Genomic DNA, 14720 nt, shown 5'->3' with positions numbered 1-14720 from the left:
AGCTCGTCGAGGCGAGCAAACCCATCGGCCGGCGCGTCGCTACGAAGCATGGGCACACGCCGGTCCGCGAGTTCGTCGGGCCACGAACGTGCGTCGAGTGGGCCTCCAGCCTCGCCTGGAGTCGGTGGCTCCTGGTGTCCCGGTTTTTAATGGATTTCTTAGTGGTCCGCTCGACCGCGTAATTCATTGTACGCACGCGTTCGTGCATGCGAGCGCGAACGAGACATGGTGGAAAAGAGGCAGAGATGACGACGATTGGAAGACTCACGCGGATGCTGGCCGTCGGCGGGCTCGGGGCGCTCGCCTGGTCCGACCACGCCGGCGCGACCGCATGCGACGGGAACACGATCGGCGACCTGTGCACGGAGCGCAACACCAACGTCTACACGATCCCCTGCCCGCTGTGGAACGACCCCTTCCGCACCTGCGAGCAGGAGATGGTCGACGAGCTCGCCAAGACGGAATGCTTCTTCCGCGAGTGGATCAGCTGCGAGACGGGTGTGGGCCTGTGCGACGCCTACCCCGCGCTCAACGGCGACCTGATCGCGTGGCTCGAGGACGAGCGCGACGAGGGGAGGATCAGCTCCGCCAGCGAATGCTACAACCTCGGCTCGAACGCCGAGCTCGCCGCGAGCGTCGCGGGCATGATCGTCGAGTACGTCGCGGACGTGGGCATCCCCGGCGCCAGCAAGCTGGTGGGCCACTTCCTCAACTGTGCCTGCAACGAGGTCGATTGGTCGGTCACCACCGAGCCGATCGTCAGGACCTTGAGGGTCTGCAACAATTCGAGCTACTCCGCCAACCTTGCCGTCGGGTACCGGGGCGATGACGGGGTCTGGGTGGCCGAGGGGTGGTGGGTGCTCGACCCTGGCCAGTGCGGCGACCCGATCACCGGGTACCGCGGAAACGGCATGTTCTACGCCGTCGCCAAGGGCCCCCTCATCGACGCCGACACCTTCGTCGAGTGGATCAACCGCGGTTATGATACCGCATACTTCTGCGTCCACCGCGGCGACGAGTTCACGTACACCGACGACGAATGCGTGAATCCGACCAAGTTCAACATCTACATGCAGGAATTCGGAGCGATCGACGATCCGGACAGGGACGGCATCCACCAGTGGAATCTCTCCAACTAGCCTGACGTGAGACCGGTGAGGTCTGGGCACGATGCCGTCAATAGCCAGAACGGGAGTCCATCTGCAAATCCTCGAATCAGACGGTACGAGCCATCTTGCTTGACAAAAAACTCGAGCTCATGGACCTTCGCCACCCGGATCCGCACTGGAGTGTTTGACTTCATCTGCTCCGCGATCAAGACCACCCCAACGACGGACAACCATGCCTGCTACTGAGCATTCCGCGGACGCCCACCCGCCGAGGTTATGGCTCGCGCTCGTGCTGGGGCTCGCGCCGGCATGCGGGGAAGAGCCCTGTGATCTCGGCATATCGTGGCCGACCCTCACGCTGCAAGACACCCGTGGGAACTTGCTGCCCCAGGCCACCATCGCCGTGACCTGGACGGGTGAAGACGAGCACGTGGTAGATTTCGAGCTCTCATGCGGTATCCCCGCAGAGCCGGAGTCCGGGCACGCCGACACGTGTATCGTCACCGTAAACTATGCCCGCGAGCCCGGAACTTACCGCGCCGGGACATTGGCGCTCCGGATCGAGGCCCCGGGTCTCGTACCGCTCGAGAAAGAGTACAGCCGCACCGTGAACGGCTGCGAACTCGAGCCCGAGATCGACGAAGCTCTGACCCTCGCGGACGATCCTGACGTGAATACGTTGTGCACAGCCATGTGCATGGTGGATACCGAGTGCGATCCGGACTCCGGTTGGACCGCCGATGAATGTACGTCCTCCTGTGAAGAGGATCTCCTGCTGGCGGGAGACGCGTCGGACGAGTGCCGCCCCGCGTTCGCCGCGCTCCATGCGTGCACCGGGGCGCTGTCATGCGCCGAGTATTCGGCGTTCGTCGCGGGCGAGCCGAATCCCTGCTCCGTCGCCGAGGAGGACGTATCGACGTGCGAGGGGCAACGCTCGTCCCCGGGGGCGGAGCCGTCGCCCTGAAACGCGAACGCATGCCGACAGGATCGCCGCGACCCCAGGTTCGGCGACGTGCGCCCGCCCGACGAGGTCGGCCCCCGCGCCCTGCAGGCTCGCGCCTGCGGAGCCGCGAGCCCGCGCGATCAGCTCCCTGCCTTGCCGTTCGCCCGCAGCCACTGATTCGTGTAGTCGGCCGCCTTCTGATAGCTCTCGCGCATCGTCTTCTCGAGGAACTTCTCGACCATCCCGCCGACGCCGAACATCTTGACCTCGATCTCGAACTCGGCGACGCGGTCGGACTGACCGGGGCCGGTGCGCTCGAGCCACATCTCGGCCTTGATCGTCGTCTTGTCGGCCAGCTTGGACGGCAGCACCTTCGAGAACCACTTCGGCGTGTTGGGCCCGCTGACCTCGAGGCGTCCCTCTTCCACGTACGACACCGAGTCGCCGAGCACCTTGCGGATCGCCGCCGGCGCGTCGATCTTCGGCGTCACCCGCACCTTCCGCGTCTTGCGGCCGTCGGGCGGGCTCGTCTCCTCGACGATGTCGAACGCCTCGAACTCGAGGCCCTTTTTATAGAGCTTCTCGTTGTAATCGTGGTCGAAGAACACCTCGCGCCAGAACGGCTCCGGCTCGATCGCGTACGGGTGCCTGATCGTGAACTTCATCGCCGGGGGTTTTTTCACGCGGCCGCGCCCGCGTCAACCGCCCCGCACCGCGCCTGCGCCCGCCTGCATCGCCCGCGCACTTCGGGGCCCCGCTGCATCGGCGAGCCGCACCGTCACCGCGCCGCGCAAGCTGCGCGGCCTGCGAAGTCTGCCAGCAGACGACGACCCCCGAGCCGTGAGCTCGGGCGCCGTCCCGCTCGCCTCACCCCGCCACGCCGCCGCGCCGGAACGGCTGATGGGGGACTCTCCGGCCCGCTCACCCCGCCGGGTCGCGCTGCAGCGCCGCCGCCTCGCTCGCGTTCGCGGCGCAGCGGAAGCCGAAGTGGTGGAACGGCTGATTGCTGGGGAAGTGCGGCCGTCGCCACACGCCGGTCGCGTAGGAGGCGTCCCAGTACCACGACCCGCCGCGGACGATCTTGCGCAGCTTGCCCGGGCAGTCGCGGGCCGGCTCGCCGTCCTTCGCGCACGGGCCGAGGGGGTCGACGCCCTCGCAGTCGGCCCCGCACTCGGCGTAGCTGCGGGTGAACCAGTCGGCCACCCACTCCCATGAATTTCCGGACATGTCGTAAAGGCCATATCGCCCCGGAGGCCGCGAGCCGACCTCCCACGGGCGCCCGGTCTCCGGCTTGCTGCCCTGCTTCTTGACCCCGCAGCCGCGCCCGGTCTCGTCCTTCAAAATCGCCCGCTCGCACGTCGCCGGCTCGTCGCCCCACGGGTGCAGCGCTCCGTCGGGCCCGCGGGCGCCCTTCTCCCACTGCGCCTCGCTCGGCAGCCGCTTGCCCTGGGCCTTGCAGTAGCCGTCGGCGTGGAACCAGCTCACCCCGTTGATCGGCTGCTTCGGCCGGTCGAAGTCGGTGTACGCCGGCCCACCTTTCGGGTCGCACTTCTTGGCCTTCACGCACGCCTTGTACTCGGCGTAGGTCACCTCGTTGAGGTCGAGGTAGTACGTCTGCAGCCACACCCGCGCCTGCGGCCGCGCGTGCTCCGGCCCGGTGTCGCTGCCGCGGATGAACCACCCGGCCGGGATGCACGCCATCCCCGGCGGCGGCGGGTCGAGGCAGGCTATCGGCGCCGGCGCCCCGGGAGGCGGCGGATCGGCGCTCGCACTACCTGTCCCTGCGGACAGCCTTGCATCGCCGCCCGCGCCGCCTGTCCCTGCAGCCAGCTTCGCGTCGCCGCCCGCACCACCTGTCCCTGCGGACATCCCGGCCCCGGCGGCCCCGCCCGGGCCAGCGAGCGCGCCCGCGTCGGCCGCCGGAGTACCTGCCCCTTCGGCCAGCTTCGCCGGGCCCTTCTCACCTGCCCCCACGGACATGTCCGCAGAGTCACCTGGGCCGGCGGCCGCGCCGACCCCCGGCCTCGCGGCACCGGGCGCCTGCTCCGAGGGACCTGCCCGACAGGACAGGCCCACGGAGAGCGCCACGATCGCCGCGGAGGGCCTCACTCGGCCTTCTTCTCCGCGGGCTTCGCGTCGGGCCTGGCGGGCTGGGCCGCCCCACCGGCGGGCTGGGCCGCGCCGGGCGTCGCCGGCTGGCCCGGAGCCGCCCCCGGCGCGGTGGCGCCGGCCGGCGGCGTCGGGGCCGGCTTGACCGACATCAGCTCGACGGTGAAGGTCAGGTCGGAGTTGGCGGGGATCTTGCCCTTGGCCCGCTCGCCGTACGCCAGCTTGGCCGGGATCTCGAGCTTGCGCAGGCCGCCGACCTTCATGCCGGCGATGCCGAGGTCCCAGCCCTTGATCACGCGGCCCTGGCCGAGCGGGAAGCTGATCGGCTTGCGCGCCAGCGACGAGTCGAACTCGGTCCCGTCCTTGAGCGTGCCGCGGTAGTGGACCGCGACCGTGTCGCCGGTCTTGGCCTCGGCGCCCTCGCCGAGCTTGTAGTCGGTGATCTTCACGCCCTCGATCGTCTTGGTGCCGACCGGCTTGGCCTCGAACGCGGTGAGCGGCTGCGGCGGCGGCGGCGGCGGCGTGAACGACAGCAGCTCGATGGTGAACACCAGCGTCGCGCCCGGGGGGATCTTGCCGGCCCGGCGGTCACCGTAGCCGAGCGCCGCGGGCACGATCAGGCGCCGCTTGCCGCCGACCTTCATGCCGACCACGCCCTCGTCCCAGCCCTTGATCACGCGGCCCTCGCCGAGCGAGAACGTGAACGGCCGGTTGCGCTTCTTCGAGGTGTCGAACACCACGCCGTCGGTCAAATACCCGGTGTAGTGGACCTCGACCTCGCCGCCCTTGACCGCCTCGGCCCCGTCGCCGACCACGAAGTCCTCGATCGTCAGCCCGCTCTCGGTCTTGTCGCTGCTGAGCGGCTTGCCGTCGAACGGCGGCTCGTACTTGATCGCGTCGGTCGGCTCGAGCGGCAGCGGCGGCGCCTCGGCCTTGGCGGGCTCGGCCTTGACCTCGGCCTTGTCGGGCTCGGCCTTGGCCGGTTCCGTCTTGGTGGTGTCGGTCTTGGGCGCCTCGCCGCCGGTGCAAGCGGCCAGGACGACGGGGAGGAGGAGCGCGAACGGAGCGCGGAACTTCATGGCGCGGCGTCTATATCTCACTTTCGCGGCGGGCGCACGCCCCACCGGCCTCGTCAAGCACGCGCGTCGGGCGGGACCACCAGCACGGGGATCGCGGCCCGGGCCGCCAGCTCGCTCGAGGTACTGAGGGCGATGACCCGCTCGACCCGGCTGAGCAGCCGCGATCCGCACACCAGGAACGGCGCCCCCTGTTCGGCCGCGACCGCGAGGATCTCCGTGATCGTGTCGCCATAGCGGACCACCACCGGCTCGCTGCGGCCGTGGTCGGCCAGCCACTCGGCGCTGCGGTCCTTGGCGGCCGCGATCGTCTGGCCCTTGAACTGCGCCAGCGCGTCGGTCGACCAGTAGATCTGCGTGTACTCCTCCGGCACGCTGACCACGCGCACGAACACCAGCGGCCGGCCGAGCGCCCTCGCCATCGCCGCGCCGACCTCGACCGCGCCGGCGCTCGCGTCCGCCGGCGTCACGGCGACGACGATGGGCCCGCTGCCCAGCTGGTCGGCGGCGAGGTCCGGAGGCACCACGAAGGTCGGCACCACCAGCCGCTGCAGCAGCCGGCGCGCCACGCTGCCGAGCCGCACCAGGTCGCGCCCGTCGCTGGCGGCCTTGCGCCCGACGATCAGCCCGACCGCGGTCCGCCCGGCCCGCGCGTTCGCCAGCGCCTCGGCCGGCTCGTCCGCCTCGATCAGCTCGACCTCGGCGTACGCGTCGCGCACGCCCGCCCGGTCCATCGCCAGCTCGGCCTCCGTCTTCAGCCGCTCGCGCACCCGCACCCGCCCCTCGAACTGGTCGAGCTGGTCGACCACGTCCGTGGGCGCTACGTGCACCCCCACCAGCTCGATCGCACCGCCCGTCTGCGCGCGCAACCACGCCCCGAAACGCACCGCGCCGTCGCTGCGGTGACGAAGGTCGACCCCGACGATCCACGAGTTCATGCCGCAACGATGACAGCGCTTGGCCGACGAGCAACGCAGCCCGCCACCCTCCAGCCCCGTCGCCTCGACGCGCCCGCACGCCGGCCCCGTCCTTCCAGCCCCCTCGCGCCCGCTTCGCCTGCCGCTCCGCGGCGCCCGCCAACCTCGCGAGCCCGACCGCGGCAACCCCGCCCTGGGCGAGGTCGGCAGCCCCCGCCCGCCCCCGCGCGGAGCAACATGTCTCTTCAGCCAGGTCATCAGCTCGACAACATGCCCCATTGAACATGTCTCAATAGACACATTTTGAATCACTCAACGAACCACAGACGTCGCGACGGGGGGCCCAAACGCAGTACCCAACCACGGTTGGGGTCCCCAACTCGGCCTGCCCCGGGACCGCCGCCGAACCCCGGGATCGCGGCCCGCGGGCCCTGGCATGGCGCTTGCCTTGTCCGCCGCCACGATGTCGATCCTCCCGCGTATCTATCCGCTCCTCACGCTCTGCACGCTCGGCTGCACGCTGCCTCCCGACTCTGCAGACACGACCACCACGACGGACGACGGCACCACCGGGACCAGCGCCGAGGCCCTCGAGGATCCGACGATCACCGAGTCGATCCTCACCTCGACCACCGAAGAGCCCACGAGCGGCACCACCGGCGGCGACGGCACCGGCGCCAAGGCCGGGGCGCCTCCCGCCGCCCCGACCCTCGCCCTCGGCTACTCACCGATCAAACAATACGACTTCTCGTGGGCCCCCGTCGCCGGCGCCGGGTACTATCAATTGTTCGAGCGCCCCTATCCCGGCGTCCCCGGCTGGTCGCAGCTCGGCGGCGATCTCGTCGAGGCCGCGACCTCCTGGTCGATGCCGATCCACCTGCGCATGGAAGCCAGCTATATGCTCCGCGCCTGCAACGCCTCCGGCTGCAGCGAATCGCAGCCGATCCCGGTCAAGCCCGCGGTCGACCAGGCGATCGGCTATTTCAAGGCCAGCAACGCCGAGAGCGGCGACTCCTTCGGCGGCGGCCTCGCCATCTCCGCCGACGGCACGACGATGGTCGTCGGGGCCACGTACGAGAACGGCGGCGCGCACGGCGTCGACGGCCCCCAATACGACAACAGCAGCCCGAAGAGCGGCGCCGCCTACGTGTTCGTGCGCGAAGGCGACGCGTGGAAGCAGCAGGCGTACCTCAAAGCCTTCAACGTCAACGCTGACGATCGGTTCGGAGGCGAGGTCGCCATCTCCGCGAGCGGCGACACCATCGCCGTCGGCGCCCGCTTCGAGGACAGCGCAGCCACGGGCATCGGCGGCCAGTCCACCGACAACAGCGCGGCCAATTCAGGCGCCGTCTACGTGTTCGAGCGCCAGGCCGGCGCATGGTCGCAGTCGGCGTACATCAAGGCCACCAACACCGGTCCGGGCGCCGAGTTCGGCTACGCGCTGGCGCTGTCCGCCGACGGCAAGACCCTCGCGGTCGGCGCTCCCGACGAGAGCAACGCCGCCACCGGCGTCGACGGCGCTCCAGGGCAGGGCGTCGCCCCCGAGTCCGGCGCCGTCTATGTCTATTCGCATGACGGCGGCGAATGGGCGCACCGCGCCTACCTGAAGGCGTCGAACACGGGCCAGCAAGACGCGTTCGGGGCCGCCGTCGCGCTGTCCGCCGACGGCACCACGCTCGCCGTGGGCGCGCCCTACGAGAGCAGCAGATCGCCGGGGATCGACGGCGATCAATCCGACGACTCGCTGATCTCGGGCGCGGCCTACGTGTTCAGCCTCAAGAACGACGTCTGGACGCAACAGGCGTACATCAAGGCGTCGAACCCGGGCTCCGGAGACTGCTTCGGCTACGCCATCGCGCTCGCGCTCGACGGCGACACCCTGGCCATCGGGGCGCCCCTCGAGTCCTCCACGAGCAACGAGATGGACGATGAACAGCCGAACGACTGGGCGCTCAACGCGGGCGCCGTCTACGTCTTCTCTCGTCGCTACCAGACCTGGCAGCAAGACGCCTATGTCAAGGCTCCGAACGCAGATATCGTGGATGCCTTCGGTGCTTCGGTCGCGCTGTCCGGGGACGGCGGCATCCTCGTCGCCGGCGCGCCGAACGAAAGCGGCGGCGACGCCGGAAGTTTCGCCGACCCTCTCGACGAGACCAAGCCTGACTCCGGCGCCGCCTACGTCTTCACGCGCGTGGCCGGCACCTGGACGCACCGCAGCTACCTCAAGGCGCCGAATTCGGGCAGTCACGAGTCGTTCGGCGCCGACGTCGCGCTCACCGCCGACGGCGGCACGCTGGCGATCGCCGCCCCGCTCGAGCGCAGCCTCGCCACCGGCATCGGCGGGCACCAGTACCCCAAGCAGGGGACGCAAGTCGGCGCCGTGTACATGTATTGACCAGGGCGAGGACGCGGCCCTGTCCTGATTCGGAATCGAAGGGCCGCCGCTGAAGCGGCCCTCCTCCGGCCGCAAGGTCGTGAACGAGCTGCAGGAGTTCCTCGCCGAGCTGGGCCTCGCCCTCGGCACGGAGCATCCGGAGTGGAGCCGCCCCGACGGCGAGCCGATCGTCCGGCCGTGACGCGGTGGTCTGCCATTTTTCCAGACCAAACTGATGCCCGCCCGGGCATCGCCTCGCGCCTTGGCCCGCGGCCTCACGAGCGCCACCACTCGCCGCGGGACGTATTGACCACTGTCTCGCACCGTGTCCGCGAAGACGCGTTCATTCCGGCACGCGACGGCGCGTTCCGCCGTCGAACATTGCTCGGATTTAGATCACGCGACCTCTGCATCCAGGCGCTTGCATGCATGGTCGGAAACGCTCTACACCCTTCGGGTCGTCTGGCGCATGACTGACCGAGCATCCGTGATGGTCGCCCTGGAGAACCTCTTGCTCGAGCTGTTCTCCGCCACCGAACTCCGAATGTGGGTGGCACACACCGAGATTGTCAAGGCACACGAACTCCCGGGGGAGCACGTCGCATTCGCCACGCTCGCCCATGATTTCGTGCAACTCGCCCTACGCCGCGGGCGTGTCGACCCCGCGCTTTTCGCGGCCTTGCACGAGGTCCGCCCTGGCCGGAAAGACGACATCGACCGTGTCAGCTCCTTGTATGAATCATGCGCGGCGCAGTTCCAGCCCTCTCCGGCAGGCGACTCGGCTCTCGCCTCCGTCTGGCACAAGCGCTTCAGACTCACCAGGAGCCTCCTCGTCGGCTTCGCCGCTGCCTGGTTGCTCACTCGAGCGTACCCCACGCTCGACGTCTCGAAGGCCCTGATCACCGTCGAGCGCAGCCTGTTCAAATTCCTTCCCCTACCCTATCAGCGCCTGGGTCTCCTCGGCGTCATCGCCATCCTGTTCCTGTGCACCTGTGCGTCGGGCGCACTGGCCTGGCGGGCGACGCGCCAGAGATCGTGATTCAACCGCTCGAATATCTCATCCCGGAGAATCTTCAAAGATGCTCAGTCCTGCGACCCTGTATCGCACTATCGCACTTGTCGCCCTTCTCTGCTCCTCCGCCTGCTCCGACGACAATGATCCGTTGTCGACGCTCAGCGCCCCCATCGGCACCTCCAGCGGTACCCCTCCCGGCACCTCGACCGACGACGCGACCACCGGCGCCGGCGACGATTCGACCAGCAGCACGTCCGAGGACCCGACCGGAGGCACAGGCCTGCCCGCCGATCGTCCAGCCTGCAACCCTGCCGACGATCTCGAGCCCAACGAGATCGAAGACGAGGCGTACGTCCTCAACAACATCACGGACGACGACAGCTCGGGAGACTTCGTCGAGTCGATCCTCGCGGGCGACGTCGACGTCGACTGGTTCGCCTACATGGGCCAGGACGTGGCCTTCGCCGTCGTCGACCCGACGAGCACCCTCGCAGCCGACCAGGAGATCCGGCTCTGCGTCTTCGTCGAGTGCGCGGACGGCAACACCGTCCCGTTCACCTGCGTCGACAGCATCTACGACGAATCACCGGACGGCCGGCCCGGCTGCTGTGACACGGGCGTGAGCGCCCTCGTCTCGATCGATCTCTATTGCGGCAACGACGGCGGCGACGAGAGCGCCTACATCTTCATGCGGGTCGATCGCGGCCATCCCGACGCGTGCGTCCCCTACGACATCGACTACCATTTCTGACCGACGCTCGAAGCGGCGCCACGAGGCCGCCGCTCCCGTTCCAGGCTCACCCGCCCCCGGGCTCGATCGACAGCCCGAGATAGATCACCGACGGGTCGCCCGGCAGAAACGTGATCACCGTGTCGTGCCACATGTTGTGCGTCAGCGTGATCTCGTCTGCCCCGTGATCGTAGCGGTACAGGTCGGTCCCGTAGGCCTGGTAGTTCGAGCCGAACACGAAGTACAGGATGTCCGGGTCGGTCGGGTGCGGGAACAGGTGGTTGCCGTTGTAAAGTTGGGCCTCGTTGGCCTCGATCACCGCCGTGAACGACAGCCCGCCGTCTTCCGAGCGGTACACGTGGCGTTGCGTCTGGTCGTTGGGGTCTTCGAGGTCGAGGCCCTCGACCCACACGATGTCGCCGTCGACCGGCGACACCACCAGGTTGAAGCCGTTGGCGTCGCCGGTGCTGAGGCCGGCGGCGGATTGCCAGCCCTCGCCGGCGTCGTGCGACACCAGCACGCCCTCGCCCAGCGCGCCGACCACCACGTGGTCGATGTCTTGCGGGTCGAACGCCACGCGATAGGCCAGGGAGCCGGCGAACGCCGGGATCCCGCTCGGCTGCCACGATTCGCCGGCGTCGATCGAGTCCCACAGGCGACCGGCCGAGTCGCCGATCCGCACGTGGTCGGGGTCGTTCGGGTCGACGCCGAGGCCGACGATCCCGTCCTGTCCGGCCGGCGAGCTCAACTTGTGGATCACCTCGTCGTCGACGCGCATGATCGCCTCGTTGTTGTCGCCGTACGCGTAGGCGCGCGTCTCGCCGGCCGCGTGGAGGCGCACCGCGGGCGCGTTCGGGTTGCCGGCCGGCCCGATCGAGTGCCACGAGCAGCCTGCGTCGCTCGACGCCAGGATCTGCTGCCCCGTGCCGGCCAGCATCGCCCCCGGCTTGCCGAGCGCCACCAGGCCGAAGGTGTACGTCACCGGGAAGATCTGCTGATCCATCGGTGCCAGCGTCGCGCCCTGATCGAAGCTGAACGTCACCGCCCCGGTGCCGGTCACCGACTCGCAATTCGGCGGCTGCCAGCCCTCGCCCGGGCCGGTCGTCGAATCCGAGGTGCTCGAATCACCGCTCGTGTCGCCCGTGCTCGTCTCGGTCGTCGCCTCGCCGGTCGTCGTCGTCGTCGTCTCGCTGCTCGCGGTCGTCTCCGTCGTCGGTTCGACCGCCGTCGTCCCCGTGCTGGTCGGCTCGACCGACGTCCCCGTCGACTCGGTCGTCGTCTCGCCGGTCGTCGGCGACTCCGTCGTCGGCGTCTCGTTCGTGGTGGTCTCGCTCGTCGGCTGCGTCGTCGCGTCGGTCGACGTGTCGGTGCCGGTCTGGCCGACCGGCAAGCCGTCGACGCACGCGCCGAGCAGGCACGCCGGCCCGGCGAGCAAGAGGATTCGCATGGAGGAGGAAGCGGACAAGTAATTCATGGCGCGTCTCGCGTTGCGAGTGTGTTTCCCGCCCGCCGCCCTCGCCATTAATCGATCGTCGTCGTCGTCTCCGGCGCTGCAGCGATCGGGCACGTCGCGCGCACCCGCTCGCGGTACGCCGAGCGGGGATACGCACGAAGAAACGCCTCCCGCGCGCGCTCCCCTCGAGTTCGCTCGCCCGCGTCGCACAGCGCCACCACCCGCAGCGCCTCGCGCTCCTCCGCCAGGCTCCCGCGGGCGAATTCGCGGGCGTGCGCCTCGATCGCCGCCAGCGCCGCGGCGGGCCGATCCGCGTCGAGCGCGTCCTTGATCTTCTGGATCAGCACCAGCTCGGCGAGGACCGGATCGCTCGCCGGCTCCTGGCCCGCCGCCGTCCGCTCCCCCGCGAGCGGACGCGGCTGTGATCGCGTCGGCTTGCGCGGCGCCGCCTCGACGATCGCTTCCGCCACCGGCGGCTCCACCGGCTCACTCGCCGCTTCTGGCGCCGGCTCCTGCTCGAGCATCACCGGCGCCGCCACCTCGATCACCGGCTTCGTCGCTCGCTCCGGCTCGACCTGCCGCGGCAGCGCCGTCCCCTGCGTCAGGTCGGCGTCTTGTGGTGCCATCAGCAGATCGGCCGGCCCCTGCGCCTGCCGCTGCTGCGTGCTCACCAACCAATAGGAGGACCCCGCGATCAGCAGCAGCGCCGCCGCCACCGCCAGCCAGCCGACCGGCATCGTGCGACGGCGACGCGGCGGCCGCAGCCGGATCACCGTCGCCGCGCGCGGAGCGGGCACCGCCGCTGCCAGCGCTCGCGCCATCCGCTCCTTCGCCGCATCGGACGGCCGCTCCATGCTGCGAAACGCGGCCACGAGCTCACGCGTGCTCACCGGTTCGTCGCTCATACATGCCTCCGTTCGCTGCGGGCGTGCAGCCGCAGGCGGAATCGCTCGAGTTTGGCCCGCGCCGCGCGCAGCCGCGAATACACCGTGCCCAGCGGGATCGTCAGCGCCTCGGCGATCTCCTCGGCCGTCATCTCCTCGATCTCCGTCATCTGAAACACCAGGCGCTTGTCGAGGTCGAGCTCGTCGAGGAACGATTGCATCAATTCGGCCGCCTGGCGCACGCGCACCGTCGCGTCGGGTTCGCGGGTCGTCGTGGTCGTCGTCGGCTGCGACAGCGCGGCCAGGCGGCGCTCGCGGCGGGCGTGGCTGCGGCGGTCGTGGAGCACGAGGTTGCGGGTGATGCCGAACAGCCACGCCCGCATCGATCCGCCGGGGCGGAATGTGTGGAGTTTGTGGTGCACGCAGAGGAACACCTCCTGGGTGACGTCCTCGGCCGCGTCGGCGGGGATCCCCAGGCTCCGCGCGATCCGCCACACGTAGTCCACGTGGGCGCGATAGATCTCCATCAGCTCCGGCACGCGCGGCTCCGCGGGCGGCGGCCCGTCGCTGGCGTACGGCGGTTCAGGCGCGGGGATCATGGCAGCGTGCTCTCCCGCGGCCGCCCGCTCGCATTAATGAGATTGCACGGGTGAAATCGCGCCCGCCCCTGACCGCCACGCCCATCAGAACAGCCGGGCCTCGAGCTGCACCCCCGCGCGCAGGCCCACGGCGCCGAGGCGGAAGATCGGGTCGTCGTTGTAGAGGAGCGTCGGCCGGTGCAGCGGCACCACCAGCTCCGCCTGCACCACCAGCGCACCGTGGCCCCGCAGCGCCCGCGGGACCCAGGCCAGCGCCCCGCCGCCGAGCGCCCCGCCCCACCACGTGCGGCCGTCCAGGTTCGTCGGGCTGCCGAAGCCCAGCGCCCGCATCGCCCCGAACTCCAGCCCCAGCCCCGCCTGCAGCTCGACCGGCCCGACGCGGCGCACCGGCCCTGCGCGCAGCGAGGCCGCGTGCACCGACACCTCGGCGCCGATGTCGCGCTCCACCGACCAGCGCGCCTCGCTGCGGAACAGCCGGGTGTAGCCCAGCGCCAGGCGGAGCCGCGGCCACGCCACGCCGAGCGCCGCCGTCAGCGCTGGCGTCACCCGCGGCACGATCCCCGCCGCCACCGCCGGCCCCACCTGCGCGAACGCTCGCGCGCGCGCGCCGCCCGACGCTCCGAAGGGACGCCCCCGCGCAGCGTCTCGCGCCCCGTCCAGGCCCACCGCCTGCGTCTCGCCGCTCGCCGCGCGACTGCGCGCATTCGTCTCGCCCTCGCCCCCCGCCGCCGCGCGACCGCGCCCATTCGCCTCGCCCTCGCTCCCTGCCGCCGCGCGAGTACGCCCATTCGCCTCGCCCGTCGCCGCGCGAATGCGCACATTCGCCTCGCCCCCGCTCCCCGTCGCAGCGCGCTCGCGCCCACTCGCCTCGCCCTCGCTCCCCGCCGACGCGCGCCCGCGCCCGTCCTCCCCGCCCTCGCCCGGCCCCGCCGCGCGCGAGCGCCCATGCGCGCCCATCGTCTCCTCGCCTCTCGCCGCCGCACCGGAGCTCCCGCTCGCCGCACCCGCGCCCGTCGCCCCTGGTCCTCGCTCTGCCGCCTCCGGCACCGGCACCGCCAGCGGGATCGCCTCCCTCTTGCTCTCCGGCGCCTCGACCAGCGCGATGCCGACGAGCAGCGCCGTCGCGTTCGCCGTCGCCTCGCAGTCGTGCAGCGTCAGCCGCCGCTCCGTCGTGCCGTCGTCGCGGGTGAACACCACCGCCAGCAGCCACCCCTCGCCCTGGCGCTTCACGCGGGCGTGCACCGCCGTCACGGCCGGCGAGACCGGCCGCGCGCCGACGACCTCGCGGATCCGCGCCTCCACGCGCTGGGCCTCGGGGCAGCCGGCGGGCGCCTCCCAGCGGATGGCGGGCAGCGCGTTCGCTCGCCCCGCCGTGAGCCCGAGCGCCGCCGCCAGCACGCACCCTGCGGCCCGCGCCGCGCGCTCACGTGTCCTCGCTGAGTCCCGGCTGCGCACGTCGCTCGCTGGCGGTGATACCACCTGGGCCCCGCCCGCGCCTCGGCGCCGTGCCC

At 70.6% G+C, this 14720-nt stretch carries 13 protein-coding genes; 5 read left to right on the top strand and 8 right to left on the bottom strand.

Features of this window, described 5'->3' with window-relative positions; genetic code table 11:
* Positions 1-245 precede the first annotated feature (245 nt).
* A complete protein-coding gene (locus tag K7C98_RS04225) occupies positions 246-1139 on the top strand; it encodes a DUF1036 domain-containing protein (protein ID WP_224190202.1) in 894 nt (297 codons plus the stop codon).
* A gap of 259 nt (positions 1140-1398) precedes the next feature.
* A complete protein-coding gene (locus K7C98_RS04220) occupies positions 1399-2073 on the top strand; it encodes a hypothetical protein (protein WP_224190201.1) in 675 nt (224 codons plus the stop codon).
* A gap of 119 nt (positions 2074-2192) precedes the next feature.
* Here K7C98_RS04220 and K7C98_RS04215 read toward each other — a convergent pair whose 3' ends face one another.
* From K7C98_RS04215 to K7C98_RS04200, 4 genes are all read right to left on the bottom strand, one after another.
* A complete protein-coding gene (locus tag K7C98_RS04215; RefSeq protein WP_224190200.1) occupies positions 2193-2717 on the bottom strand; it encodes a DUF2505 domain-containing protein in 525 nt (174 codons plus the stop codon).
* Positions 2718-2973: 256 nt separating this feature from the next.
* Complete coding sequence (locus K7C98_RS04210) at positions 2974-4032, bottom strand: formylglycine-generating enzyme family protein (RefSeq protein WP_224190199.1); 1059 nt, start codon at positions 4030-4032, stop codon at positions 2974-2976.
* 125 nt (positions 4033-4157) lie between these two features.
* Positions 4158-5240, bottom strand: coding sequence for an FKBP-type peptidyl-prolyl cis-trans isomerase (locus tag K7C98_RS04205; RefSeq protein WP_224190198.1), 1083 nt, complete (start codon positions 5238-5240; stop codon positions 4158-4160).
* Positions 5241-5293: 53 nt separating this feature from the next.
* Positions 5294-6175, bottom strand: a complete 882-nt coding sequence (locus tag K7C98_RS04200; RefSeq protein ID WP_224190197.1) for a universal stress protein — start codon at positions 6173-6175, stop codon at positions 5294-5296.
* Positions 6176-6617: 442 nt separating this feature from the next.
* On the opposite strand from K7C98_RS04200, the gene K7C98_RS04195 reads away from it, so the two are divergent.
* The 3 genes from K7C98_RS04195 (at position 6618) to K7C98_RS04185 (ending at position 10294) form a co-directional block, all read left to right on the top strand.
* Entirely contained in the window at positions 6618-8549 is a 1932-nt protein-coding gene (locus K7C98_RS04195; protein WP_224190196.1) for an FG-GAP repeat protein, read from the top strand.
* Between the two features lie 304 nt (positions 8550-8853).
* A complete protein-coding gene (locus K7C98_RS04190; protein WP_224190195.1) occupies positions 8854-9567 on the top strand; it encodes a hypothetical protein in 714 nt (237 codons plus the stop codon).
* A 124-nt stretch (positions 9568-9691) separates the two neighbouring features.
* Positions 9692-10294: a hypothetical protein gene (locus tag K7C98_RS04185; RefSeq protein WP_224190194.1), complete on the top strand. Its 603-nt coding sequence runs from the start codon at positions 9692-9694 to the stop codon at positions 10292-10294.
* A gap of 46 nt (positions 10295-10340) precedes the next feature.
* On the opposite strand, the gene K7C98_RS04180 is transcribed toward K7C98_RS04185, so the two are convergent.
* The 4 genes from K7C98_RS04180 to K7C98_RS04165 all read right to left on the bottom strand — a co-directional run bounded on the left by K7C98_RS04180 (position 10341) and on the right by K7C98_RS04165 (position 14607).
* Positions 10341-11720: a WD40/YVTN/BNR-like repeat-containing protein gene (locus tag K7C98_RS04180; protein ID WP_224190193.1), complete on the bottom strand. Its 1380-nt coding sequence runs from the start codon at positions 11718-11720 to the stop codon at positions 10341-10343.
* 74 nt (positions 11721-11794) lie between these two features.
* Positions 11795-12616, bottom strand: coding sequence for a hypothetical protein (locus K7C98_RS04175; RefSeq protein WP_224190192.1), 822 nt, complete (start codon positions 12614-12616; stop codon positions 11795-11797).
* 11 nt (positions 12617-12627) lie between these two features.
* A complete protein-coding gene (locus tag K7C98_RS04170; protein ID WP_224190191.1) occupies positions 12628-13209 on the bottom strand; it encodes an RNA polymerase sigma factor in 582 nt (193 codons plus the stop codon).
* A gap of 84 nt (positions 13210-13293) precedes the next feature.
* Complete coding sequence (locus tag K7C98_RS04165) at positions 13294-14607, bottom strand: hypothetical protein (RefSeq protein WP_224190190.1); 1314 nt, start codon at positions 14605-14607, stop codon at positions 13294-13296.
* Positions 14608-14720: the final 113 nt, after the last annotated feature.

The sequence above is a fragment of the Nannocystis pusilla genome, assembly GCF_020073745.1.
Taxonomy (GTDB): Bacteria; Myxococcota_A; Polyangia; order Nannocystales; family Nannocystaceae; genus Nannocystis; species Nannocystis radixulma.
The sequence above is the reverse complement of the archived record's forward strand: the minus strand, read 5'-3'. Positions and strand labels throughout refer to the sequence as shown.